Origin of the sequence: Rothia sp. HMSC071F11, from assembly GCF_001809115.1 — a bacterium.
Classification (GTDB): domain Bacteria; phylum Actinomycetota; class Actinomycetes; order Actinomycetales; family Micrococcaceae; genus Rothia; species Rothia dentocariosa.
In genome coordinates this window covers 86,495-112,280 of record NZ_KV795756.1, presented here as the reverse complement: position 1 = coordinate 112,280, position 25,786 = coordinate 86,495, and the positions used below count along the sequence as shown (strand labels likewise).

At 52.0% G+C, this 25,786-nt stretch carries 21 protein-coding genes and 1 pseudogene; 7 read left to right on the top strand and 15 right to left on the bottom strand.

Annotated features, from left to right (window positions below; genetic code table 11):
• Nucleotides 1–15 precede the first annotated feature (15 nt).
• Nucleotides 16–645 (top strand): Rv3235 family protein, encoded by a 630-nt coding sequence (locus HMPREF2554_RS04970; RefSeq protein ID WP_070554264.1) that lies wholly within the window; start codon nucleotides 16–18, stop codon nucleotides 643–645.
• Nucleotides 646–719: 74 nt separating this feature from the next.
• Here the strand turns inward: HMPREF2554_RS04970 and secA are convergent, their stop codons facing one another.
• The 10 genes from secA to HMPREF2554_RS04920 all read right to left on the bottom strand — a co-directional run bounded on the left by secA (nucleotide 720) and on the right by HMPREF2554_RS04920 (nucleotide 13,734).
• Nucleotides 720–3,329 (bottom strand): preprotein translocase subunit SecA, encoded by a 2,610-nt coding sequence (gene secA, locus HMPREF2554_RS04965; protein ID WP_013397419.1) that lies wholly within the window; start codon nucleotides 3,327–3,329, stop codon nucleotides 720–722.
• Between the two features lie 252 nt (nucleotides 3,330–3,581).
• Nucleotides 3,582–4,217 (bottom strand): ribosome hibernation-promoting factor, HPF/YfiA family, encoded by a 636-nt coding sequence (gene hpf, locus HMPREF2554_RS04960; protein WP_037231053.1) that lies wholly within the window; start codon nucleotides 4,215–4,217, stop codon nucleotides 3,582–3,584.
• Nucleotides 4,218–4,390: 173 nt separating this feature from the next.
• Nucleotides 4,391–5,038: a ComF family protein gene (locus HMPREF2554_RS04955; protein WP_244864749.1), complete on the bottom strand. Its 648-nt coding sequence runs from the start codon at nucleotides 5,036–5,038 to the stop codon at nucleotides 4,391–4,393.
• A gap of 184 nt (nucleotides 5,039–5,222) precedes the next feature.
• Nucleotides 5,223–6,965 (bottom strand): LpqB family beta-propeller domain-containing protein, encoded by a 1,743-nt coding sequence (locus HMPREF2554_RS04950; protein ID WP_049775408.1) that lies wholly within the window; start codon nucleotides 6,963–6,965, stop codon nucleotides 5,223–5,225.
• Nucleotides 6,965–8,713 (bottom strand): MtrAB system histidine kinase MtrB, encoded by a 1,749-nt coding sequence (mtrB, locus tag HMPREF2554_RS04945; protein WP_070554262.1) that lies wholly within the window; start codon nucleotides 8,711–8,713, stop codon nucleotides 6,965–6,967. Before mtrB ends, HMPREF2554_RS04950 begins: the two co-directional genes overlap by 1 nt.
• Nucleotides 8,714–8,767: 54 nt before the next feature.
• Complete coding sequence (gene mtrA / locus HMPREF2554_RS04940; protein ID WP_013397424.1) at nucleotides 8,768–9,463, bottom strand: MtrAB system response regulator MtrA; 696 nt, start codon at nucleotides 9,461–9,463, stop codon at nucleotides 8,768–8,770.
• Between the two features lie 37 nt (nucleotides 9,464–9,500).
• Nucleotides 9,501–10,760 (bottom strand): uroporphyrinogen decarboxylase/cobalamine-independent methonine synthase family protein, encoded by a 1,260-nt coding sequence (locus HMPREF2554_RS04935; RefSeq protein ID WP_070554259.1) that lies wholly within the window; start codon nucleotides 10,758–10,760, stop codon nucleotides 9,501–9,503.
• A gap of 17 nt (nucleotides 10,761–10,777) precedes the next feature.
• On the bottom strand, nucleotides 10,778–11,167 hold the full coding sequence (locus HMPREF2554_RS04930) for a chorismate mutase (RefSeq protein ID WP_013397426.1): 390 nt from the start codon (nucleotides 11,165–11,167) through the stop codon (nucleotides 10,778–10,780).
• A gap of 28 nt (nucleotides 11,168–11,195) precedes the next feature.
• A complete protein-coding gene (gene mnmA / locus HMPREF2554_RS04925) occupies nucleotides 11,196–12,407 on the bottom strand; it encodes a tRNA 2-thiouridine(34) synthase MnmA (RefSeq protein ID WP_013397427.1) in 1,212 nt (403 codons plus the stop codon).
• 97 nt (nucleotides 12,408–12,504) lie between these two features.
• Nucleotides 12,505–13,734, bottom strand: a complete 1,230-nt coding sequence (locus HMPREF2554_RS04920; RefSeq protein WP_013397428.1) for a cysteine desulfurase family protein — start codon at nucleotides 13,732–13,734, stop codon at nucleotides 12,505–12,507.
• 137 nt (nucleotides 13,735–13,871) lie between these two features.
• On the opposite strand from HMPREF2554_RS04920, the gene HMPREF2554_RS04915 reads away from it, so the two are divergent.
• Nucleotides 13,872–14,339, top strand: a complete 468-nt coding sequence (locus HMPREF2554_RS04915; RefSeq protein WP_004005052.1) for a tRNA (cytidine(34)-2'-O)-methyltransferase — start codon at nucleotides 13,872–13,874, stop codon at nucleotides 14,337–14,339.
• Between the two features lie 4 nt (nucleotides 14,340–14,343).
• Nucleotides 14,344–14,949 (top strand): uracil-DNA glycosylase family protein, encoded by a 606-nt coding sequence (locus tag HMPREF2554_RS04910; protein ID WP_013397430.1) that lies wholly within the window; start codon nucleotides 14,344–14,346, stop codon nucleotides 14,947–14,949.
• A gap of 55 nt (nucleotides 14,950–15,004) precedes the next feature.
• Here the strand turns inward: HMPREF2554_RS04910 and HMPREF2554_RS04905 are convergent, their stop codons facing one another.
• From HMPREF2554_RS04905 to HMPREF2554_RS04895, 3 genes are all read right to left on the bottom strand, one after another.
• On the bottom strand, nucleotides 15,005–16,009 hold the full coding sequence (locus HMPREF2554_RS04905) for an electron transfer flavoprotein subunit alpha/FixB family protein (protein ID WP_244864751.1): 1,005 nt from the start codon (nucleotides 16,007–16,009) through the stop codon (nucleotides 15,005–15,007).
• 18 nt (nucleotides 16,010–16,027) lie between these two features.
• Nucleotides 16,028–16,849 carry an electron transfer flavoprotein subunit beta/FixA family protein gene (locus tag HMPREF2554_RS04900; protein WP_013397432.1) on the bottom strand — a complete coding sequence of 274 codons (822 nt, stop codon included), beginning with the start codon at nucleotides 16,847–16,849 and terminating at the stop codon, nucleotides 16,028–16,030.
• Between the two features lie 189 nt (nucleotides 16,850–17,038).
• On the bottom strand, nucleotides 17,039–18,373 hold the full coding sequence (locus HMPREF2554_RS04895) for a S1C family serine protease (protein WP_013397433.1): 1,335 nt from the start codon (nucleotides 18,371–18,373) through the stop codon (nucleotides 17,039–17,041).
• A gap of 297 nt (nucleotides 18,374–18,670) precedes the next feature.
• Between HMPREF2554_RS04895 and HMPREF2554_RS11545 the strand changes: the two genes are divergently transcribed.
• From HMPREF2554_RS11545 to HMPREF2554_RS04880, 4 genes are all read left to right on the top strand, one after another.
• Entirely contained in the window at nucleotides 18,671–18,832 is a 162-nt protein-coding gene (locus tag HMPREF2554_RS11545) for a hypothetical protein (protein WP_004005059.1), read from the top strand.
• 301 nt (nucleotides 18,833–19,133) lie between these two features.
• Nucleotides 19,134–19,979: a hypothetical protein gene (locus tag HMPREF2554_RS04890; RefSeq protein WP_013397434.1), complete on the top strand. Its 846-nt coding sequence runs from the start codon at nucleotides 19,134–19,136 to the stop codon at nucleotides 19,977–19,979.
• Nucleotides 19,980–20,215: 236 nt separating this feature from the next.
• Nucleotides 20,216–22,255 carry a TPM domain-containing protein gene (locus HMPREF2554_RS04885; RefSeq protein WP_244864753.1) on the top strand — a complete coding sequence of 680 codons (2,040 nt, stop codon included), beginning with the start codon at nucleotides 20,216–20,218 and terminating at the stop codon, nucleotides 22,253–22,255.
• A gap of 189 nt (nucleotides 22,256–22,444) precedes the next feature.
• On the top strand, nucleotides 22,445–23,161 hold the full coding sequence (locus HMPREF2554_RS04880; protein WP_013397437.1) for a PspA/IM30 family protein: 717 nt from the start codon (nucleotides 22,445–22,447) through the stop codon (nucleotides 23,159–23,161).
• A gap of 93 nt (nucleotides 23,162–23,254) precedes the next feature.
• On the opposite strand, the gene HMPREF2554_RS04875 is transcribed toward HMPREF2554_RS04880, so the two are convergent.
• Complete coding sequence (locus HMPREF2554_RS04875; RefSeq protein ID WP_013397438.1) at nucleotides 23,255–24,610, bottom strand: S-layer homology domain-containing protein; 1,356 nt, start codon at nucleotides 24,608–24,610, stop codon at nucleotides 23,255–23,257.
• A 538-nt stretch (nucleotides 24,611–25,148) separates the two neighbouring features.
• A pseudogene (locus HMPREF2554_RS04870) lies at nucleotides 25,149–25,786 on the bottom strand (hypothetical protein); the annotation flags it as partial.

The window sequence follows — 25,786 nt, the reverse complement described above, 5'->3', positions numbered from 1 at the left end:
CAAAGGAGCTAAATCATGACCGCTATCAATATTTCTCTTCACGATCTCTCCAAGAAGATCGAGAGCCATCTTCTCGAAGAAGCAGCCGCCAGAGCGCAACAGGGTGATATTCCCGATGTACCACCATCGACCGCGCCAGGAAATCTTGTCCAATCACAATATGGAGTAGTCCTCTCCCCGATCAATATGTACGCTCAAGATCAACAGAATAGAGAATCTCACCATATGTTGCCACAGAACACTGCTGTTAGGGCACGCATTCGTTCCCGGAAAAGTGCATCTCACGGGCGACCTCTTAAGCGCTCCGATTCTGGAACCCTACGCATTGAGTCGCTTTGCGCAGGCATAGGTTTAGCGGTTCTTGAGGTTCTTATGAAAAAGCGATCCGCACAGCAGTTCAAACACTGGCTATCACCCGAATGCTTCACGGCGTTGGAACAGCGCCGTTCCTCACAAGAGCAACATGCTAGTTATCTCGCTTTTACCAAGACCCCGCACGTAGCGCGGAGCCGTGCTCAAAGACTTAATGACGAGACATATGAGGCATGTATTATTCTCACGGACGGTGTTGTAACCAGGGCTATGGCAATGCGGGTGCAGGCTCGCTACGGCGGGTGGGATATTACTGCACTGCACTTTATCTAAACCGCATAACCAGATGTGGGCACCCCAAGCTTTTGGGAGTGCCCACATGCATAATAAAAATAGTGAAGAAGCTGCTAGTCAGCGTTCTCTACACGAACATCGGTGCCACCTTCTTCATTGGGTGCAGAGTACTGCAAGAACTTTGGGCGGCTCGGAGACTGAAGCTGCACCGCCGAGGCCTTGGTTCGCTGCTTCGACAAATCCAAATTGAAGAGGTAACTAACGGTCTCTTCACGAATAGCATCAAGCATAGCCTGGTACATGCTGTAGCCCTCACGCTGGTATTCCACTAGGGGGTCGCGTTGTGCCATCGCACGTAGTCCGATGCCTTCTTTCAGGTAGTCCATCTCGTACAGATGTTCAGGCCAGCGTTCTCCAATAGTCGAGAGCATTACACGACGCTCAATCTCACGCATAGAATCTTCGCCTACAGATTCTTCGCGTTCATCGTAGACAAGATGCGCGTCTGCAAGGATCTCTTTGACTATCTGGTCGCGAGTAATCTGGGTTCGATCCCCGGCGTCTTCCGCCAGGTCGTCGGCGGTAATACTGACGGGATAGATGCTCTCAAGAGCCTCCCACAGGTCGTCAAGGTCCCAATCTTCTGCGTGCCCTTCGCTGACACGTTCGTCAATGGCGGTCGTCAAGACCTCGTCCACGAAACCAGAGATCTGTTCCTTGAGATCGTCGCCGTGCAGAATCAGAGAACGGTCCTTATAGATGGCTTCACGCTGACGGTTAAGAACATCATCGTATTTCAGCACGTTCTTACGCTGTTCTGCGTTACGTGACTCAACGTTTGATTGCGCAGTCGCGATAGCACGTGTCACCAACTTCGAATCTAGAGAAGAATCTTCCGGAGCCATCGCCATGAGGCGGGTTGCAGCGCCGGTATTAAACAGGCGCATAAGTTCGTCAGTGAGTGAAAGGTAGAACCGGGACTCGCCAGGGTCACCCTGACGGCCAGAACGACCACGCAGCTGGTTATCGATGCGGCGCGACTCATGGCGTTCGGTGCCTAGCACATAAAGACCACCAAGTTCCGTTACCTCATCGTGCTCGGCCGCTGCCTCTTCCTCACACTGTTCCAGAATGTCGGGCCAGCGTTTCTCATATGCTTCAGAATCGCGATTCGGGTCAAGACCCAATTCAGCCATCTTGGCGACAGCCTCGAATTCTGGGTTACCACCAAGCATAATATCGGTACCACGACCTGCCATGTTGGTAGCCACCGTTACGGCACCCTTGCGCCCTGCCTGAGCCACGATGTGAGCCTCACGCTCATTGTTCTTGGCGTTCAACACCTCATGGCGCACACCTTCTTTTGCAAGTTGACGCGAGAGGTACTCCGACTTCTCAACGCTCGTCGTACCCACCAGAATAGGCTGTCCCTTTTCATGGCGTTTCTTAATGTCTTTAACAACGGCTTTGAACTTGGCTACCTCGTTACGGTACACCTTATCCGGGTTGTCAATACGCTGCACATCCTTATTCGTGGGAATAGCAACAACACCCAGCTCGTAGGTGCTCATAAATTCAGAAGCCTCAGTCTCCGCAGTACCAGTCATGCCGGAAAGCTTATCGTACATACGGAAATAGTTCTGCAAGGTTACGGTTGCCATCGTCTGGTTTTCAGGCTTAATTTCGACGCCTTCTTTAGCCTCAATAGCCTGATGGATGCCATCGTTATAGCGGCGTCCAGGAAGAATACGACCAGTGTGCTCATCCACGATCAGGACTTCACCGTCGATCACCACATAGTCTTTGTTATTGGTAAACAGCTCTTTCGCTTTGATGGAGTTATTTAAGAAACCAATAAGTGGAGTATTCCTGGATTCGTACAGATTCTTAATACCCAAATGGTCTTCAACTTTATCGATGCCAGATTCGAGAATACCGACGGTGCGTTTTTTCTCGTCTACCTCGTAATCTTCATCTTCTTTAAGAACGTTTTTTGCGATGCGCGCGAATTCACCGTACCAACGGTTCGCTTCACCTGCAGCTGGTCCCGAGATAATAAGGGGGGTACGCGCCTCATCAATCAAGATCGAATCGACCTCATCAATAATGGCAAAGTTATGCCCGCGCTGTACCTGCTCGTCAACGGTCCATGCCATATTGTCACGCAGGTAATCGAAGCCAAACTCATTATTCGTACCGTAGGTAATATCGGCTTCATACTGTTTACGGCGTTGGTCCGGGTCCATCGACGAGAGAATCACGCCAGATTCCATACCAAGGAACCGGTAGACACGACCCATCAGATTCGCCTGATATTCAGCAAGGTAATCATTCACCGTTACCACGTGCACACCTTTGCCACTGAGTGCGTTTAGGTATGCGGGCAGAGTTGCGACAAGAGTTTTACCCTCACCGGTTTTCATCTCAGCGATATTTCCCAAATGCAGGGCAGCTCCGCCCATAACCTGAACCTTGTAGTGACGTTTTCCAAGGGTACGCTTAGATGCTTCCCGGACAACAGCGAAGGCTTCAGGAAGCATAATATCCAGGGATTCGCCGTCCTCAATTCGGGCACGGAACTTATCGGTCTCGCCGCGAAGCTCGGCATCGGTCATAGACGCAAAACTATCCTCAAGCGAATCGACCGCCGCGCTATACGCTTCTAACTGTCGAAGAATTTTTTTATCGCCAGTGCGGAGGATTTTCTCTAAGAAAGATGCCACTGAGCTTCTACTCCTTGTTGTCTTCGTCCCCTCATGAGGGCGACACAAAATGCGCCCACGGCTTGAGGCTTTCCTAACTATTGTAGGGCAGAGGTATCCATCTGACAGTCACAGTCCTCATTTTTACGCTCTGCGCGGGTAGAAATAATAATTATTTTCCTCACAGGAATATAGCAGAACCCGAAACACTCGCTAGAAAGAAAGCATTTCGGGTTCTAAATCTAAATGAGTATTAATAATGAGGAGTGTCGTCTACTCTTCGGTGAGAGTGATAATACCGTAGCTCCATCCTTTACGGCGATATGCGGCTGCCGGTGCTCCTGTTTCTTTGTCAATATAAAGGTAGAAGTCATGACCAACGAGCTCCATACGATCCACGGCTTCTGCCGGAGTCAGCTTTTCACCTACAAAACTCTTGTGACGAATCTCAATTGGTGAAGCTGCTTCATCGACGAGGGTAACCTCGCTATTGTCGAAGGCTGCTTCTTCAACAGGAACATCGGGTAGCAAAATTTCCGTAATCGTCTCGGTAACCGTAGGAAGCGATCCTGTAGCATCTGCGACAGAAACAGGATGCTTACCACCATGTTTGCGTAGCTTACGACGATCACGTGCTCGACGCAGGCGTTCCAAGAGCTTTCCATAAGTCTCATCAAAGACCGCAAATTTATCATGTCCTTGGGCTTCTGCACGAAGCACCGGTCCACGTCCAACAACGGTAATCTCAACACGAATTGACTCGCCACCAAGATGGCCATCTTTAGTAACTTTGACGTCGATATCGCTCACGTTGTCGCCAAGCTGCTCGAACTTTTCGACCTTCTCTTCGACATATTCACGAAGACGATCCGAAATCTTGATATTACGTCCGTAGATGTTGACTTCCACGATATTTCCCTCCAAAGTGTGGGGGTTATGCACCGTACTCGGTTGAGTTCGATACCGGGAGCCCGTCCTTGAGGCTCCTTGTCATTATTTTATTACATTCTTATGGTGCATGTCACCGGAAATGACAATTATTTTCGTAGTACGAACACTGTGTATCAAAACGCAGAATAGCCTTAGTCCGGGTGTACCATAAGGGCTTCCTCGTCCACTTTTTTCTGCATCGACACAGCAGCTACACAGGCTGCTCCCAGAACTCTCGCGCCACCCTGGTGCAAGACTCGTGATGCTTCAAACACGGTGGCACCGGTAGTCATCACATCATCGCACACAATGCACAGTGCCCCAGCTACACTTGCTCTGGGTGACACCCGCATCGCTCCCTCCATACGCTGGGCTCGCGCGCTAACTCCGAGCGTTTTCTGTCCTGCTGTATTCGGCCTTATTAAACGCTGGTATATGTTTTCTTTTTCTAAACTCAAGATATGATGTGTCTTCACCCGCACTTTACGTCTGTACAGAGCTACAGAACGATTAAGCTCGTGTTCTACCTGTCGCGCAAGCAACTCAGCCGGTACGTAACCACGACGCTGCACGCTACGTTGTGATGAAGGGGCGGGTATCAATAGGATGCGCGTTCCTGCGGGAACTTGCGCACGGTCAATAATCGTTGCCACGGCCCTGCCCAATGCGCGCGCTAGTTCGGGAACCGCATCAGTGCGGCCCGCATTCTTCATGGAAAGGATCACATGCGCGAGTGTTTTCTCATAGATACCTGCTGCAACCGCTCCCGGTACGGGGTGCTGCAGCACAGGAGTGTGCACGGCGGAGGTTTGTTTTCTCAGTGAAGTCTCGCACCGAGTACATAAAGCCCGGCGAGTACCGGCAGCATCTAAAAGCGCCGTACCGCCTACACCGCATCCGACACATGTTGCCGGAAAGAACAGCTCCCACACTGCGTAAAGAGCCTTTTTACCTCTCTTTCGAGGTGTTTTATCCATTGCTCTTTTATCCTGCGTACGTAATCTCACTCAGCGATCCGCTTATGAGTTTCCAACCGCGGTCTTCCAGAAGATAGCACTCTCCCGTATCGACATGCCCAATAATATGACCGCTGTCCCCTGCTGCAGACATAGAGCGCAGTCCCTCCAACCGATCCAGCTTTGTCTCCTCACTGTTGAGAGAGGTTAGTTCTGCTTCCCCTGTGGTGGTGTTGACGACGGCAAGGGTCTGTTCTCCCGCCCAATCTACACAATGGGGAGATACAGAGGCGTTAACCCGCACTAATTCGGTAAAGCTACGCGGTTTGCCACTCTCATCACGTATAATCCCTGAAATAACTAGCATTGACGCATTATCTCGCGTGGTGATAAACGCGCCCCGAGTGCCGTCCCGTGAAATTTTAAGAGAGTTAAAAACGAGACCATTTTGCCAGGGAACAGAGATGTTAATGCCTTTTTCTCTTTCCTCAACGCTATCGGATGCCGGGTTAAAGGCGCGTACTGTTCCGCTATGATCGGTGGCCCATACCCATCCATAATGGTCAATGCTGGGGCGAGATAAGTCGCGTGTTTCCCAAACTTTTGAGGAATTTGTATCGCGCACTGTATAAAGCTTTTTACGCCCCTCGCTTAAGTAAGCGTAGGTAGTGCCGTCATATCCGATAGTTGGCGCCGAAGGATCCTTAATTTTTTCCACTAGCGTGCGCTGCGAATCCCCAGCATCAAAATCACGCTGAGTTACTAAACGGTCTTCATTAAGCGCCACAATTCTAGTATTAGACTGCGTCACCAAAGGTATTTCATGAAATCCTTCGGGCTTATCTGATGATGAAATTTCGTGGCCGTTATAGCAGAAAACTACAGTCTCAATACCCGTAAAATTGCTGGCAAGATGCACAATCTGCTGGCGTAAACGTGCTAATTGAAGTTCATCTGTAGATTCGCCTCCAAAATCAACCTTTATCGTATGTTTTTCAGCGTCAAAGTTAGCACCATTAACTTTCATGGACTCATAAGTCGCTGAGAAGACAGATTCCTTGAGATAATTTGCTGGTCCCATGATTAGGGTTTGAGCCAGCGTTTTAAAAATTTCATCGCTACGTGCGAACCAGCGTAAATCTGGCACCGCGTAGGTATAGCTAGGATCGTAGTAATACAGACGGTAGGATTTGAAAGAACGGTCAAATTCACTACCGTCTATCCACAACCCGTTGGGGCAGTTACGTATGCGCCACTCACCGCCCTCCTGAATCATCTCGAACGTTTCCGGAGTTGGTGCAGGAGCGTTGATAAAGGAAGTAACTAAACCTCGCTCATCCACACGAGCAGTTTGCTTAATCGAAACCTTATAAATATTATCCTCGCCACGAGTGATACGCGCGGTCTCAGAATATATACGGGTCTGAACCTCTGGAACCCATTGTTGAGCAAACTCTGTCGTTAAGTACTGGCGAGCCACTCCGTAATTATCGGAGCTATCAACACCAGCACGCAGAAAGCCTTCAATAATGCCTTCCGGAGTTCCGCCAACCTGAGGACTCATAGCATGGATTGCAGACTTTCTATCGTCTGCATTATCCAAAGACTCTGAATACTTTTGAATACCCTTGGGATCTGGCAATCCAGAGCATGCCTGCACCAATAAAGCAATACTTCCGACTCCGCCCAGAAGCATCGTGCGGCGTGAAAGAGTGGGCAGGGTCTCTGACAGCGTCTGTTTGTGCGAAGAGTTTTGAAATATTCTGCGCATTATATCTGTCCTTCAGACGCATCATCTTGAGTTTCATGACGGGTTTTACGCAATGATGTCGAAAGAGTATCGCCCGCAAGAGCGCTGTGAGCATATGCCTCTGGCTCAGGTTCTCCGGTAATCAAGACCGGGGAAGGACCGAGCTCTCCCCCCTGAACAAGCGGCAAGTTCATCGTGAAGCAGGCGCCTTTTCCTTTTATGCCCCAAGCCTCAATACGCCCACCGTGCAAACGTACATCCTCGGCGGTAATAGACAAGCCCAACCCAGTACCCCCTAGAGTACGTTTGCGTGAGGTATCTGCACGCCAGAAGCGGTTGAAGACCTGTGCTGCTTCCTCCTCACTCAAACCGATGCCATGATCGCGTACCGCCACACCCAAGTTTGTTGCATTCGTGGCGATGTAAATATCGACGGGCTTGGATTCACCATGCTCAATAGCGTTAAAGAGGAGGTTACGCAAAACACGTTCAATACGAACCCTATCGATATCAATATCAATATGCGCCTGCTCAGAATGCACAATAAGCCTGGTCCCGGTACGTTCCAGATGCGGAATAACCTCGACCAAAACATCGTTAAGAACACTCATAAAGTCTTCAGCGTCGATGTTCAAAACGGCGCTGCCTGCATCAAAACGCGAAATCTCCAGAAGGTCAGAAAGCAAGGCTTGGAAGCGATCCACCTGGTTATGCATAAGCTCCACACTGCGCGACTGCACAGGATTGAGGGTGTCACGCGAGTCATAAAGGAGTTCGCTGCTCAGACGTACCGTCGACAACGGTGTACGCAGCTCATGCGACACGTCCGAGACGAATCGCTGCTGCAGCGTCGATAGTCTCTCCAGCTGTGTAATCTGATCCTGCAGGCTATCCGCCATTTTGTTAAAGGAAATTCCTAATCGCGCAGCCTGATGTTTACCACGAATGTTAACGCGGCGGTTTAGGTCACCGGCAGCAAGTTTCTCTGCTGTAATAGCGGTCGAAGTGATCGGGCGTACCACTAAGCGAGTGACAAACCACACAATTGAAAGTACTAGAATCAGCAACACTGTGAATCCAGTACTTAACACAACATTGATATACGTAATGGTCGATTCAGACTCGCTTAAGTCGTACACCATAAACAGCCCATAATTGGGGTTCTGAGGAATGGATACACTCGTTCCAATAATCAAGGCCGGGTAAGGCTCACCATTGGATTTTCCAGGTTCTGAAAGCGTCGTTTTCTCCCAAAAAACACCGGGAGAATCCCGCACAGTATCTTTAAAATCTGTGGGTATTACTGAGGCATCTAGAGGCGCGTTATCGCTACTCTGCTCAGGAATAAACCCCTTCTTCGATTGCTGATCCAAGGACACTAAAACCCAGCGCCTCTGAGTATCGCCGCCAGCGTCAAGAACCGTGAGGTTGTGTTTAACAGTACGTCGAACTTCGCTGTCTTCACGCGCACTAATAGGATCCAACACTCTCTGTACAGTCTCAAATCCCTTACTAGTTTCTTCTAACGCCTGGTTCTTTTTATTCTCAAAAAGCGATGTTGCAATCTGGTTAGACAGCGAGGTTCCTACCGCAATAAAAGCAATAAGCATCATGATGCCCGCGCTGGTCACGGACCGAAATTGCAGAGAATGAACCCACAACCGGTGAATTGCGCGGAATGGGTTGAGGGTTCGCTTTTTCCGGGGCTTAGACTTAGCGTCCAAGTCCCGACTATCGGAGGCTCCAGAGGTTGCGTCAGGTGTGGGCATAGGCAAAGTTACTTTCCAGACATGAAGATGCGCATAGCGGACTGAAATATCACGTTAGGCGGCACCTCCAACGTTCTCTAGGGGTACTTTATATCCGACGCCGCGCACCGTTTGGATAACCTGTTCGGCACCAATATCCGTAAACTTCGCGCGAAGACGCTGCACGTGAACGTTTACCAAAGAATCGCTCACATCGCTGTAGCCCCAAACAGTCTCTAACAGCTCTTGACGGCTCATAGCCTGCCCCGGACGGCGAACCAAAGCTGCAAGAAGGTCGAATTCCAAAGGTGTCATAGGCACTTCAACACCTTTATACTTGAGGGTTCGGCCATCCATATCCATGATGGTATCTCCCACCCGCACCACCAACTGGCGGCTCTCACGCGGGCGCAAACGAGCACGGATACGAGCCATAAGCTCAAGATGTTTAAAGGGCTTTGCGATGTAATCGTCAGCGCCAGCTTCCAGCCCTTTTACCACATCTTCAGTATCGCTTTTAGCAGTCAGCATGATAATAGGCACATTAGATGACGAACGGATCTGCTCACAGACTTCGATACCGCTCTTCCCCGGAAGCATGAGGTCCAGCAATACCAAATCTGGTGAATGCCGCATAAACGTCTCAAAGGCGCGAGAGCCGTTTTCGCAAAAAACTGCGTTATATCCCTCCTGTGCCAGGACAATGCCGATCATTTCTGCAAGAGCGTCATCATCATCAACGACCAGGACGGTCGAGGTGGTGGTGGTCATGGCGTCTCTCCTCTATATTATTCGGTGATTATAGTAATTATCCTAAGCCCTCAGCCGCCATTTCTGCGACTATTCGCGCATACTCTGTGGTTCTCGCCATCTGAAGTGTGGCCTCATGCGGGTTTATATGTGTAGTATTTGCACGATGTGTTAGCCCAACCGAACGTATCTCGGTTTTCTGTAGTCCAACATCATTCCACAGTCTCCACAATCTCTGTGCTTGCTGCGGTATAGCATCCGATTCTACGATGGGCAGCCAAAGCCTTGCTCCGGATTCTAGTACGGCTGCCGCTATTTCCCAGCGATGCGGGTCGCTAAGAGGCTGTGCCTGAATCAGATTCTGGCTTGCCTCGTCCGGGTCAAAAAGCAGTTCGGCAGGATTATCTGCCGTTGAAAACGTACGGGCTATAGCGCAAGCATCTGCCACAGAGCTGAGGTTCGACGTGCGATCATCAGGATACGTCAAGGGAACCTTGGTGAGGTTCAGCATAGGCGTTATGGTAAGTTCGGTAAAAGTATTGGCGCAGATACGGTAACTTTCGTAGATTTCGCTAACCGGTACCGCTGGGATAGTGCGAAAACCACTCACCGTAGGGATAGTACCCGAAATAATGCGCCCAAGTTCCGGCTCGTCCAGTTGTACCGTAAGACGGGCTTCGGGCTGGTTGAGGGCTTGACGGATAAGAGAGATGCTCTCCCCTAGCCCTTCTAGAAAGGCATCCCGTATATCGCGTGCCGCCCCCGCATCACTGATGGCGCGCTCGCCATTAGGCGCATAGACCCGCGCAGCAAGGGTGTATGGTCCGCACAGCTGAATTTTGAAACTGGGCGCAGCATCCTCAGGCACTGAAGCTCCAGAAGACTCACCGCCTACGACATCGGCGAGTGCGTTAATATCTGAGACATAACAGGATCGCGCACGCGCACTTTCGCGGGTACCGCCGCCTCTAGCATGAACTAATCGCCATCCATAGGATGCGCCTTCAAGTTCCATTCCAGAGAGCGTGGCAATGGTGCGAGCAAGAGTAGTGCTCTGCCAGCCACGCTCTGGAAGCTCCGGTAGGAATGGAAGATGCGGATGCCCCAACTCACCACGCACACGATGCAGGGCATCTATTATCTGCGTGCCGGGGAATTCGCCTAGTCCGCTGGCTCGTACCGCAACGGTATCGCGCTCAGCAAGCTCGGTAGCGAACTCACGTTCGGGTGCACGATAATCACCCGGTAGCAGCAGGCGCTCGGGCACATACTGTTTTCGGGTGTTTTCGTCCGCAAATCTGGTAGAGAACGAGGTCATCAAATCTACGCTAGCATCTAATCCGTCTGACGGTCGAGAGAATCATCGTTTTGAGCCAGCTCGTCCTTATGCGCGTGCGCTATTTTTTCGTGGTGTCGAATAACCTCGGAAATAATGAAGTTCAAAAATTTCTCCGCAAATTCGGGATCGAGACTAGACTCTTTCGCCATAGCCCTCAGACGAGCTATCTGGGCTTCTTCTCTTCCTGGATCACCCGCAGGCAGGTTATGCTGTGCTTTAAGAACCCCAACGCGCTGGGTGGCTCGAAAACGCTCCGCAAGAATATGAACCAACGCGGCATCGAAGTTATCAATAGAGCGCCGCATCGCGAAGAGTTCTTCGTAAACCTCGGCGGAAACTTCGTCTCCCATGGAGGTGGCACGCGGATCAAATTCTTGCTGGGTCATTATAGGTCCTTAAGGGTTACGAGCATTATTACACTGCTGCGTTTTCACGAAGATCATCAAGGTCTTCACGAGCAAGTGAGTAAGCACGGGCTATGGTGGACTGTCCTAAAACTCGTGTGCCCTGGTAAAGCACCATAGTTTGCCCGGGTGCCACGCCAAAGAGCCCATCGTGCAGACGCACCACAGTCTCTACACGAAGTTTTCCGGGGGTTTCGGCATCGGTATCTTCTGCCCATTCAAGATGCGCGGTACCGCGTACCGGGTCTGCATGTGCACGCACTTGAGCGGTAACATCAAAGGTCTCGCTGCGCACGCCGAGTTTTGGTTCCTGAGCAAGAAAATGTTCTGCTTCCGGAACAGGAATTCCAGCCCAGGTGGCCCGAATTCCGCGGATTTCGTCGATAGAAAGTAACTCACGAGAACCGACAATAACTTCATTCGTTTTTGGTCGGATTTCGAGAACAAAGCGGGGTTTCCCATCAGGCGCCGGAGTGCCTAAGGCTAGCCCCTTACGCTGCCCAACAGTAAATCCTTGAGCCCCAGGGTGTTCCCCCACCACATTGCCGGAGGTGTCTTTAATCATGCCAGGGCGCATTTGAATGTGCTCGCCTAGCCAGGCACGGGTATCACCCTCGGGAATAAAGCAAATATCGTAAGAGTCCGGTTTCTTGGCAACCGAAAAACCACGCCGTTCAGCCTCCGCACGAACCTCTGCCTTCGAGGGCGTGGTTGCTAGGGGGAACCAGGCGTGTTTGAGCTGTTCGTGGGTAAGGACGCCCAGCACATAGGACTGATCTTTTGCCCAGTCTGCGGCTCGATGCAGTTCTCGGTTACCGTCGTCGTTGGTGATAACGCGGGCGTAATGACCGGTAACTACCGCATCAAACCCTAGGGAGACGGCACGTTCCAAAAGCGCGGCAAATTTGATTTTCTCGTTACAGCGCATGCAGGGGTTGGGGGTTCGTCCCGCTTCGTATTCGGCGATAAAATCATCAACTACATCTTCCTTGAAACGCTCCGAGAAGTCCCATACGAAGAAGGGTATGCCCAACTGGGCGCATACGCGGCGCGCATCCATAGAATCTTCAAGGGTGCAGCACCCACGAGAACCGGTGCGGAGCGTTCCGGGCATACGAGAAAGCGCCAAATGCACGCCCACTACCTCATGCCCCGCCTCAACGGCACGGGCGGCAGCAACAGCTGAATCGACGCCGCCACTCATAGCAGCCAAAATCTTCACAGAGTTTCCTTATAAACGTTGGGTACGGTTTCGTGGTGAGAATAAATGTGAGGTTCTATTGTACGCTTCTTATTGCATGTGCGCAGGTTCGCCGCAATTATCCGCCGTACCAGCGTTGAGCGTCAGGCAGATGTGAGGAAAGACCCGCTTTTGCTGCCTGTGCATAGGCTTCAGGCAGGGCCGCGAGCAACCGAGCAATATCTTCGCCGGTGCTGGAATGCCCAAGAGTAAATCGTTGCGCACTGCGGGCGGTGTCTTCGTCCAGCCCCATGGCGAGAAGCACATGGGATGGTCTTGTTACTCCCGCGTTACAGGCCGAACCGGTTGAGGTTTGAATCCCCTGCATGTCGAGCAGAAAGAGGATGGTGTCTCCTTCTGCGCCTTCAAAAGTAAAATGAGCATTCGCAGGCAGCCTTTTTTCACCAGGAAAGGCCTCAGTCGTTGGGTCGATGCCGCTCAGGTGAGCTTGTGGAATAACCGCCTGTACCGCCGCTATTAGCTCATTGCGAAGTGCTGCAATACGGATGGATTCTTCTTCAAGATGCTCAATCACATGCGCGGCGGCCTCAGCAAATCCCGCGATCGCGGGGGCATCTATAGTGCCGGAACGCACGGAACGCTCTTGCCCGCCCCCGTGCAAAACCGGGGTGAGCTGCGCTGTTCGTGTGGCGATAAGCGCACCGATGCCCATGGGACCGCCAATTTTATGCCCGGAAATCGCCATCGTATCAACCCCGCTGTCGCGGAAGTTAACGGGTACCGCACCGAAAGCCTGCACCGCATCCGTATGCATGGGAATACCGTATTCAGAGGCTATGGCGGCAATATCTTGAATGGGCTGTACAGTGCCAACTTCATTATTTGCCCACATAACGGTAACTAACGCAACATCCGCAGGGTTCTGGGCTATCAGTTCCCGCACGTTTTCGGGGTCTACCAGCCCTTGCGAATCCACCGGAATCCAGTCGATAATCGCGCCCTCGGTCTTCTGCAGCCATTCGCAGGTTTCTTCCACCGCATGATGCTCAATACTTGATACTAGGATGCGCCGTCGCACCGGGTCTGCTTCCCTGCGTTTCCAGTACATCCCCTTAACCGCAAGGTTGTCTGCCTCTGTTCCTCCAGAAGTAAAAATAACCTCGGCGGCATCGCATCCTACAGCTCGGGCGATACGTTCGCGGGCATATTCAACGGTGGCACGGGCATCGCGTCCGGTAGCGTGCAGCGAGGAGGGGTTACCGCCCGCACGCATCTGCTGTACCATTGCGTCTATAGCAATTGGCAGGACATCGGTAGTCGCTGCGTGATCTAGGTAGACCCGGTTCACTATTTCCTCCTCTGGCGTATTGCCCTTATTCTATCGTTGTTCCTCGAACTTTCGGGAGGAATTCGTCATAAATGCGCCGCAGGCTAAACCTGCGAAGAGTCACGTTCGGTGGAAACATGCGCGGTACACTGGGGTACGTGTTCAAGATTCTTTTCTATACCCCCGAAATTCCGGGGAATACGGGTAACGCCATTCGTCTGGCCGCAGTAACCGGGGCTGAACTTCACCTCGTCGAGCCTCTAGGATTCAATTTTGAAGATGCGCATCTGCGCCGTGCCGGGCTGGATTATCACGATCTTGCGGTCGTAACGGTTCATAAGACCCTGCAGGATGCTTGGAAAGCCATGATGCCTGCGCGTGTTTTCGCCTTTACCACCACGGCAGCAACCTCGTATGCGGATCTTGAATATCGTGATGGCGATGTGCTTATGTTTGGTCCGGAGTCCGTGGGCTTACCAGCCGATGTACAGCAGGATGAGCATATTACAGAACGCGTAAAAATCCCCATGATTCCTGGGCGCCGCTCTCTTAATCTAGCGAACTCCGCGTCCATCGCAATTTTTGAGGCATGGCGCCAACACGGATTCACGGGAGGAAAGATTTAGTTGTATGTGTGCCAACCGCCAGGTTCCCCTACTTTTTGAGGATATAGCCGCCGACCCGATGAACGCCGAGTACACGTCACGCGGGTGGGAGCCCGTATATTCGGCGAGCGCTCGATCACGCATTATTCTGGTGGGTCAGGCACCCGGGCGTATTGCACAAGAGACTCGTATTCCATGGAATGATGTGAGTGGTCGGTTACTTCGTACATGGTTGAGCGTAAGCGATGACGAGTTTTATAACCCAGAGCTGTTTGCCCTGATGCCGATGGATTTTTATTATCCGGGAAAAGGTAAGCACGGTGATTTACCACCGCGTAAGGATTTTGCGCCGCGTTGGCATCCGCGGCTGCGCGCCATGATGCCGCATGCACAATTAACCATTCTGGTAGGTGCCTATGCGCAAAAGTACTATCTCGATGGAGTTTCTGCTCCGCGGCTTCGCAGTAACCTTACGGAAACGGTGGCACACGCAGAGGATTATCTGCCGGGTTTTGTGCCTCTGGTGCACCCTTCTCCGCTCAATATTGGCTGGCGCAAGCGTAATCCCTGGTTTGAGGCCGAGAATATACCCGATCTGCGTGAGCGAGTACGTAAAATCTTGGGTGCATAGCCTAAAGCGTCCTGAAAACCTAGTCTAGGTTTCCAGGACGCTGACCTGTTAGAAACTAGGCGTTGCGGCGCCTCTTAATTTCTTCAACAGCCTGCGGGATGACAGTGAAAAGATCCCCAATGACGCCAAAGTCGGCAATCTCGAATATGGGCGCATCCGCATCCCTGTTGATGGCGACAATAGTCTTTGAAGTATCCATGCCGACCTTCTGCTGAAGAGCCCCCGAAATACCCACGGAAACGTATAGTTCGGGAGAAACGCTCTTGCCGGTTTGCCCAATCTGAGTAGAGTGATCCAGCCAGCCTGCGTCTGTGACGGCGCGGGTCGAACCGATCGCGGCGCCGAGCGCATCCGCCAGATCCTCAATGGGGGCTAACTTGCCGCCGATACCGCGGCCAGCCGCCACAACGGTAGCTGCTTCTTCAAGGTTGGGGCGAGCAGATGTAGGCTTCTCGGTTATTTCGGTGATGCGCACCATATCGTACCCGGGCAGAGTATAGGTGGTGAGTACACCCTCCCCCACCGCAGTGGGTGCCGCCGCCGTATCTACCGAGTTGAGGCGTAGGGTTACCAACGGCAGACCTTCAACCCGCACGGTGCTGTCGTACTCGCCCGCCAAAACATTCTTACGAATATTGAGCGCATCATCCACGTCATGAGCGCCCGTCACAACGCCTACGGGACGAGATCCCGCCTCGGAATTCCCGAGGCGCACGGCCACGCGCCCCAGAAGCTCAATCGAGTCAATATCATGCGGGGCAAGAACCACATCAGGACCAAACTCAGTAATAGCCTGTACGGCGAGTTCCACGCGGGCAGCAGGCAAAGTATCTGTCATGGATTGCGCTGGGGCAAAGACACGTGCCGCGCCCTGTTTAGCGTAAAACTGCGCAATATCAGCGGAGCCTTGGGCGAACGTCATTACTCCCAGTTGAGTTCCGCCCTGTCCAACACCAGCTCGCAGTCGTGCCAACGCTAAAAGTTCTCGGTCCACACTGCTAGGTTCGGTCGCAAAATTCGTTGTGCCGCCTATAACCAGCACACGGTATGCAGTCGTCATCATTATCTCCTGTACTGGTTAAATAAGGTTTCGGGATGCCAAGAATTCGACCAGCTGTATGCCGCCGTCGCCTTCATCCACGATGGTTTCACCTGCGGTGCGTTCTTCCCGCGTCTGCGCTTCGGTCACGGTAACGGTAGATGCGCTGCCGCCGAACTTAGCAAGCTCATCCGCAATATCCGCTGCGTTCACGGTCGTAATAGGCTTCTTTTTTGCTGCCATCAGCGCCTTAAAGTTGGGGTATCGCGGAGTGTTCACTTGATCGGTCACAGAAATCAAAGCGGGCAATTCAGTTTCACAATGCTGCGAGCGAGTATCCAGATCCCGGCGTGCCCTAACAGTTCGGCCCGCAACGGTCAGCGATGCCACCTGAGAGATTCCGGTGCGCCCCAAAAGTTCGCTCACCTGAACGGGCACCAACGAAGTCTCACCTTCGGTTGATGCCATACCCGTCAGAATCAGGTCGAAGGTGCCGTGTTCCTGCTCATAGGTGGAGAGTGCAGCGGCTATGATGCGTGAGGTCGCCAGAGCATCAGCCCCTGCGAAAGCATCGTCGAGAATGTGTACGCCTGCGTGTGCACCCAGCTGCAGCGCACGGCGCAGCCCCTTAGAGGCATCCGCTGCGCCTAACGTAAAAGCGATAACTGCAGAATTCGCTGCATCGGTGTCTTCCGCTTCGACAATCTGCATGGCGGCTTCCACAGCGTATTCGTCAAGCTCACTCATCACTGATTCGCTGCGGTCTACCCGCAAAGTATCGTCAATTTTTTGTTCAAATTGGGTGTCTGGCACGTACTTGGTAAGTACGGCGATGCGATATGCGTTTTCGCTCACGCTCATCCTCCTGCGCCTCATGTGTGTGCGGCGCGTCTGTGGGGTTTAGTTAGGTTTGGCTATATTCTACCTTGCCGTGAAATCTTCAGTCAGGAAAACCCGGATATGAGAGCGGTATATTCCTGAACACAGCAGGCAAAGGAGAGGCGGCGTTTCTTCATGTGAAACGCCGCCTCGGGCAGTTTTATAGCTCTGTTAATGCTGATTATCGGCGTCGCCGAGCGTCACCTTGATGTTCTTTGTCTCTGACCCCCGTTTAATCTTCATATCCACTGTGGCACCTGCTGCTTGTGCACGCACCACGCCGTTGAGGGTCTTACTCTGTTCGATGCGGTGGCCATCCGCCTCGACGATAACATCTCCCTTCTGCAGACCAGCCTTTTCTGCAGGGCTTCCGCTAGAGATATTGGTGACCCGCACACCATCCGGGAAGAACCGAGATTCTCCCTCGTTGGTCTGCCCAGGGGCGCTTTCAATATTCGCGCCTAGGTACCCATGGGTTGCTTTACCTTTGCTAATAATTTCGTCAGAAATACGCTTAGCGTAGTTCGAGGGAATGGCGTACGCGATGCCCTCATTGCCGCCGCCTTCAGACTCGATCTGAGAGTTGATGCCCACGAGCGCCCCGCTAGAGTTCACCAAAGGACCGCCCGAGTTACCATGGTTCACCGGCGCATCGGTCTGAATCATGGGAATATATACGCCGTCTTTTTCTGCTTCTGCAGCACGGTCGGTGTTAGAGATAACACCCGCAGTCACGGTGTCCTGCAGATTATGCGGCGAGCCAAGCGCCACCACGGTTTCACCAGGAACGACCTTCGAGGAGTCGCCAAAGGTAATGGGTTTAAGGTCTAGCCCACTGGGGTCAATCTTGATGACCGCAAGATCCGAGGTTACATCGGTACCCACGATCTTTGCCACGCGAATACTTCCGTCATGCAAACGCACTTCGACTCTAGAGGACTGCTGGGTACCGTTTGTAGAGACTACGTGATTATTGGTGAGAATATGTCCCTGGTTATCGAGAACTTCACCTGTACCAACGCCGTTACCGTCGGTCAGCTTTGATCCTACAGTGACGGTCGAAGGAAGCACCTTCTTAGCTGTATCGGTTACGACTGTGGGATTTGTTGCACTGCCTCCAGCATTTCTACCGGTGACGGATGAACTATTGCTGCTTGTAGATGCGGCAATACCGCCTCCAACACCAGCACCTACGCCGCCGCCCACAAGGGCTGCAAGCAAAGCCGCGGTAAGCACAACACCGGTTCCATATTTCTTCTTGGGCTCTTGCTGAGGGTTCTGCCCCTGCCCGGAGTACTGGTTCTGATATCCATTCTGGGGGTTCTGGGAGCTCTGTTGATACCCGGAAGTTTGATAATTTTGCTGGTAACCCTGCTGTTGATAACCCGTACTCTGGTAGTCCTGTTGAGCATAGGATCCGGGTGCAGAATGCTGCATTGGACGGGTTGCATCGTTATAACCGTTAGCGCCAGAATCTTGGTTCCAGCCACCAGGGTATTGGGTCATTGTGGTCTCTCCTTGAGGGGCTCTCAATAAATCTTAGGTGATATCTGAATAACCATATTGGCGACAGCGCCAACAGGCACGCGTCTTTTTCTACTGTAAACGCAGTTCTTGTTTTATACCTCCGTTTTCTCTGAGGTTGCACCCGGAATTTCCTGGGAGTTTGCTGAGAACCCTCAAATTCCGGGGTAACTCCACAAAAATATTTCAAGAGGTACAGCCTTCCAGAGTCAATTTCACAGCCTACGCTTAAAGACGGGCTCTAAGGTTTAACGAGATCGCGTCAAGAAAGGAACAGACATGCTGACAGCACTCATTATTAGTACCATGCTGGCCGTTATTCTTGGCTTAGGTACCGGCCTGGTAGCGTGCTGTGCAGGCATAGTGCATCGTCGTTTGGCGCGTGCTCAGTCCTGTTCTTCTGCGCTTGAGCAGCAGCTTAGCTCGGCGACCAGCTTATAAAAATCACGAAGATCTTAGTATTACACGCACCAACGACGAAAGCTCGTAATACAAGCTAAGAGGTGCCGTCTACTAAGTAGGGTAACGGTCACCTTTTCTTAAGCTTCGTAGAGTCTCTAACAACTCGTGGTGCAGCTGAGTCATATCGCAAGGTGATATTTCTTCAGAAAAATTCCCTTAAGCCGCTCTAAAACAGGGTATGTTTATTGGTATGACTATTCATCGCCGAAACACTGTCTCCCAAAATTTTTATGGTGCCACATCTAGACCCCATTCGTCTCAAAGATCTCTGACCCGTATTATGGTCACCCTCATGCTGTCTTTCATCTGCGCGTTGACCGGTATCGGCGCTAGTTTCATTGCTTACCCGACGGCGGCCCACGCTCAAGCACCTTTCGAGGTCACGCTAAATCCACAAACCCCTATTATTGACCGGGACGGAACTCTTAATGCCTTATCGGATGGACTTGAAGACGAGCTCACCGAAGGTTTGAGTACCAGTAATGCCCTTCACTCGGTAGAAGCCTATATGGTGTTGGTCTCCGGGACCAATGGCAAACCGCTCAAGGAGTGGGGTCAAGAATTCCTGAGTCTCAACCATGCTCGCCCACGTACAGTAATTTTGCTTATCGATACGTCTAAGAACCAAGGCACTATTATCAGCAATGACCAGAGTTTTATGAGCGATGCATGGGCACACGCCCTGTATGTTAAAGACAATTCGAGCTCCCAAAACAGCAGTATCAAGCGTGTTATCGCGGATCATGGTCTTTACGGTACCGCCGGACGCATGTTCACTGATATCTTTATCGGGGATCATGACTACTCCGCGAGCAATGACGGAAATATCCCTCAGGGACTAAGCGATATTTCCGAAGCCGATGGCTGGTTCGAAAATTTTCTTGTTGCCGCAGGCGTGTTGGTTTTTATCCTGTTTATTCTGCTTGGAATTCCTGTCCTCATCATCCGCGTCGTACGTAAAAACCGTCGAAAAACGGCAGAATTACAAAAATGGCAGAACGACCTGCCGCTCCGCGATCCTTCGCAGGTACAAGTTCCCCAGCAGTATCAAATGCCGAATCGTCCCGGGCACCATATGGTGACGGATACGGAATATATGAAGAACCGCGGCTACGATCTGAATTAGCCAATATTATTCATCCAATGAGTACCGCATCGTGAACAAAAGCGGTACTCCTGGAGTAAACAGTCGACGACCATACCCTGAGAATTAGCCCGGAATTTCTTCAGATATGTACGCTCTGTGATGACTACAGCTCATGACAGGTTGATGACCGGTAAGATGGAAGTACGTGTGGGTTTATTCCTCCCACGCCGTGGATAATCACCGCGCGGCATATGCGAAAGAATGGGAGTCTTCCTTTGAGTAATATCACGAATGCTGACCGTCCGTTTGGTTCTCGGCGCATCCGACGTGCCCTCAGCGTAGGTGCTTTAGCTTTTGGCACCACTATGCTTTCCGTCGCGCTACCGGCGGCGGGCTCTTCGTTCTTGACACCCGGTATCAGTACCGCGCAAGCCCAAACTCCCATGACTATCACAGGTAGAGTACAAGACACGACTAATGTCTTGGGCGATACCTCAGAACTTAACTCTAAAATCAGCGAACTCTCTAAAAACCACAATATTGATCTGCATGTGCTGACTATTGATAAGTTTGAGAGCCCTGAAGAGGCTAAAGCGTGGACTGAAGAGACAGCGAAAAAGAACAGCTACGGTAATGCGGATGCCATTCTTGTCATAGCGACAGAAAGCCGCCGTGCTTACTTCGCTGCTGGAAGTAATAAGCCGCTCAGTTCTGATCAGCAGTCGGAGGTGTACCAAAAATACATCAAGCCAAAACTGCAAAGCGGGGATTATAAAGGTGCAGCTCTTGAGGCGGTCAACGGTATTAACGCCCAAAAAGGGGGCATTAGCCCCGCTGTCGCTATAGGCGGCGGCGCCATAGGCGTAGCGGGTGTAGCGGGCGCTGGGTACTACATTATGAAACGCCGTCGCTCCAAAAACGAGCCGGGAAGTACACCCGCATATTCAGCGTCTAAAGTACCTGAAGTCTCGTTGGAGGAGCTGCGTACTCGCGCTGGTGCCGCGCTTGTTCAGGCAGATAATTCTATGGTGCAGTCGAAGCAGGAACTTGAATTTGCCCGCGCCCAATACGGTAATGAACATGTCAAGCCTTTTGAAGAGGAACTAACGCGCGCCCAAGAGCTCATGCAGGCATCATTCCATCGCCAGAAACTTCTCAACGATGATGTTCCGGACACCGTTGCGGAACAGCGCGCTTGGTTGAGCGAAATTATCGATAATTCTCAGGAGATTTCTGATATTTCCCGAGATCAGGCGCAGAAGCTCTCTGAAATGCGCAATCTTGAGCACGAAGCTCCACAGGCTATTGCTAGGCTCCAGGGGCGTATACCGGAACTTCAGCAGATAGTCGAAACCGCGCAGCATACATACGCGCGACTCAAGGACCAGTACTTGCCGAGTGCGTTAGAACCGATCAATAAATCTGCAGCTCTGTTGGATTCACACCAAAGCCTGGTGGCTCAGGAACTTCAGGAGGCATCTCGTCTAGTGGATGTTTCCCGGTCTGAAGCTGTTGTACACCTGCGCAACGCCGAAGAATCTGCGGCTCAGATTACCTCGCTGGCAGAAGCAGTCAGCAATCACGCCTCAGCTTTGGAATCTGCGCAGTCCAGCCTTAGCACCGACATTTTGAGTATTCAACGTGACGTGGCTGAGGCTAAGAGCCTCGCGGAGTCTCAGAACCGTGCCGAACTCGCCGCGACGGCAGCCGGTATGGAGGCTATTCTTGGGCAGGTTTCACAACAGGCACAAGAACGTCCGAATGATCCTATTGCCCTCACGGAGCAACTGCATCAGCTCACAAGCGAGCTGAATCGTTCCATGTCATCGCTTCGCGCCGACCGTGAGCGTGAGCAGGCGGCTAAAGAAAGTCTGTCTCGTACCTTACGTTCTGCAGAGGCTCAGGTACGCAGTGCATCGGACTTCATTAACAACCGTCGACGCGGTGTCGGTTCACAAGCTCGTACCTACCTATCGGAGGCGCAAACTGCCCTGAGCGATGCACATCGTTTGCGGGAGTCCGACCCGGTAAATTCGCTCAACAGGGCATATGAAGCTATTTCTTTGGCGAGCGATGCGCAGAACTCCGCAAATCAGGATGTCAACAACTACTGGGATGATAACCGTTATGGTCAAAGCTACGGCGGCGATTCCCTAGCGCAAGGCATGCTCTTAGGTGCTATTTTTAGCGCGATGGGCTCACACTCTGCTTCAGCATCCACCGGTCATCACTGGGGCGGCGGTGACTCCGGTGGAGGCTGGGACTTCGGAGGCGGTGGCGGCGACTTCGGCGGTGGAGACGGCGGCAGCTTCTAACCTACAAGAACATAGGTGTGTCAGAAGCGTGTTAGGGTTCTCGTTAACCTCATGTTCTTGTACTCGTCACCTTATAGGCGATATTTTCCCAGTAATTTTTCAGGCTGACCCACGATAATAAGAAAAGTTGCGGCGCTGTACGTGCGAATAAGCTCCTTCCCGGTGCCGCGTGAAAGAAAAGGATATAACATGGTAAAACAGTCCATTTTCGGTCGTATCGCACAGCTAGCAAAGGCTAATATTAACGCCCTCATTGATGCGGCAGAAGACCCGCAGAAAATGTTAGATCAGATGGTTCGTGACTATACAAATAACATTGTAGAAGCAGAAGCAGCTGTGGCTCAGACTATTGGTAACCTGCGTCTTCTGGAGCAGGATCATGCCGAAGACCTGCGCGACGCCGATGAGTGGGGTTCTAAGGCTCTGGCTGCCTCCAATAAAGCCGATGAGTTCCGTGCTGCCGGCGACACCGCTAACGCGGATAAGTTCGATAATCTCGCAAAGATTGCTCTGGGCAAGCAGATGCAGGCTGAACGTGAGGCAAAGGCCGCAGAACCGCAGATCGCATCGCAGACCCAGGTGGTGGAGCAGCTCAAAGACGGTCTCACCAAGATGCGTGCAAAGCTGGATGAGCTTAAGTCCAAACGCGATGAGCTTAACGCCCGCCAGAAGACCGCTGCCGCTCAGTCTCAGGTAAATGATGCGCTCAAGGCATTCGATGTTATGGATCCCACGAGCGAGGTCTCGCGCTTTGAAGAGAAGGTTCGCCGCGAAGAGGCTCGCGTGCAGGGTCAGCAGGAACTTGCAGCTTCTTCTCTGGACGCTCAGTTCAATGACCTTGAAGAGCTTGGTCGTCAGTCTGAACTTGATGCGCGTCTTGCGGCTCTCAAGAACAAGAACGCATAGTCTTAGCCTGATCGCCTGTTAGATTACGCAGATGCTCCCCAACTTTAGGTTGGGGAGCATCTGCGTTTTACGTTCTATGCTGAAAACCTGTTTTTAGAGTTTAGAGGCACGGTACAGGAACGCCGCCATAGCCTCACGTGAGGTAGCTTCGCCAGGTCGGAAAGTGCCGTCAGGCCAACCAGTAGTAATACCCTGATCTGCCATCCATGAGATTTCCTTATAGAACATAGTAGAGGGGTTTACATCAGCAAACTGCTGTGCACCCGGTGCATATGCGGGAGAACCGTTGAAACGGTAGAAAAACGCTGCCAGTGCCTCACGGCTGATAGTATCATGTGGGCGGAAGGTACCATCGGACCATCCGGTCGTAATTCCCTGCTGTTTAAGCCACACGATTTCCTTATATGCCGGGTGGTTCGGCGTAACATCTGGGAACGGAGAAGTCGCGGGAAGCTCCACGGCAGGGCTACCCGCAAGACGGTAGAGATACGTTGCCACCTGGGCACGATTTACAGCGCTGTACGGACGGAAAGTGCGATCGGCAAAACCGGTCATAATGCGGCGATCCGAGTTCCAACTAATCTCTGTGTAGAACGGATTCGTGGTCGGAAGGTCGCTGTACCCTGCGCCAAAACGGTGACCGCCTGTATCGAGGGATTGCGCCATGATGAGCGGCAGGTCATAATCTTGGTGGCTAAAACCTGGGATCAGTTTCATCTGGGTATTGGTAAAGCCGCTGTTACGGTACGCAGCGTAGCCCTGTTCAACAGCCCCTCGGGCGCTCCACGTTGGAGGGTTCGTTGTACCAGAAGTATCGGCGGCGCCAACCCACCAGTACATAGGCTGGTTCTTAATGTTCTGCGGCGCCTCGGTCTGCATGCGCTCATAACCGCCGCCCGCAACGAGGATAGAACCGCCGCCAGAGCGCCATGTGCCCTGACGATCCGCATTCAGCTCATAAGTGATGAACTCGGCGCCTCCGGAGTAACCCATCGTCCACACCTGTGAGGGGTCGATGCCGTTACTCGAAATAAATTGCTGCGCAAAGGAGCGGAAATAGTCGCCGTTGGCGTCAAGGTTTTCCCACCAGGTAATGCCGTTGCCGGATGCATTTTTATCTGGAGACACGACGGGTACAAAAACCATGTTGCGGGCATTTGCGATACGGCCCATAGCGGGGAGCATGCCCTGCTCAGGGCTGTGAATCTTAGACTGGTCGTTACGCCAATAGTCGCCGTCAATGTAGAAGACTACGCCCACGGGTTTTGACCAGTCAATACCGTTTGCATACACGTGGTACTGAGAGTTAAGGCCGTTCGGGGCGGTGTAGCTGCGGTATGTGCCGGATGCGATGGTTGCATGGGCGGGTGCAGTAAGGGTAGCGCCCACAATAGCGGGTACGGTAAGTGCGGCCAGGGTTCCGGCACGCATCTTTCTGATGCGGGTCATAGTAAGTCCTCGGTTCTCGATTTTCTTGTCGCTATGTGCTGAATAATGTGCGCTGAATTCAGCCGCTATGTTTGTGTTGTGAGTGATAGACTCCGGTAGGGCTAATTTCGCCTACGGAGCAGTGATAATCTGCTGGGACTTGAGATTAGTCCCCTCAGATTTGGGAGCTTTACGAAGTCTGCAATAGCGGAGTAAAGCATTCAATAGAGTTAAATTACCAGTTAAATAATATTAAATAAAAACATAGGTTAAATTTTCGGTATAGTATGCCGATCAAGAGGTTCTTAAGAATTGACGTTTGGCAAGAACATACATGAGAGACAATGTGCACCTACCGCCACAGCAGAATCGCACCATATCGCGGTTTGTAGCTTTTTCTAATTCTCAATAGATTTTTAAAGTAAAGATGTCCTGCTTCTATTCTTATACCATTGCGATAATAGTCACATGGTTATAGAGAATCTACCTCTGGGACGCCCTGAAGGGTTCGCCCAGAAGCTCACGGAAAAATATTTATTCTTTCGTGAGCCCCTGAGTTTTACATGTTGGGCCAGGTCGGGTGCAACCGACCCTCACTATCCCCCACCCCCACATCATCCAAATGCCACCGCTGACCCGTATACACATCCACCTTACGCAACTGCGGATTCGGATTCCCCACATCAGGCTCCTCCTCATGACCCGGACACCCCTTCGCACCCGGATCCTCAGCACAAGTCTTACCCACCGAGTGCACCTCAGACTCCCACACCCGCACCAGCACCGGCTCACTGATACGGGTGATCTCGGTTCCGAAAAACTGCCACGGCCCGCCATCAATACTGTACTGACCCGCATACGTCACCGTGACATAGGCATGAAAATTCCCCACCTGCGGATACGCATAACTCGTCGACGTCTCATGTAAGGGTTGACCAGAATACTGTGAAGACACCGGGTTACCAGCACTATGTGTTTTTAGGTCGTGTCCGTCTCCATACTCATACCGGTACGCCACCGGTACCGCCCGAATCCTAGTGCGTCCAATCGGTAAGTCCCCTTCAAAAATATTAGAACTGCCTTCTAGGGTGGTGTAGAAGTTCGTTTCCTCACCCTTACTCGTATGTGGTGGATGCGCACTATCCAGGGTCAGGTGCGGGTGCGCCGGGATCAGCTCCAGCAAATGGGTGCGCATCT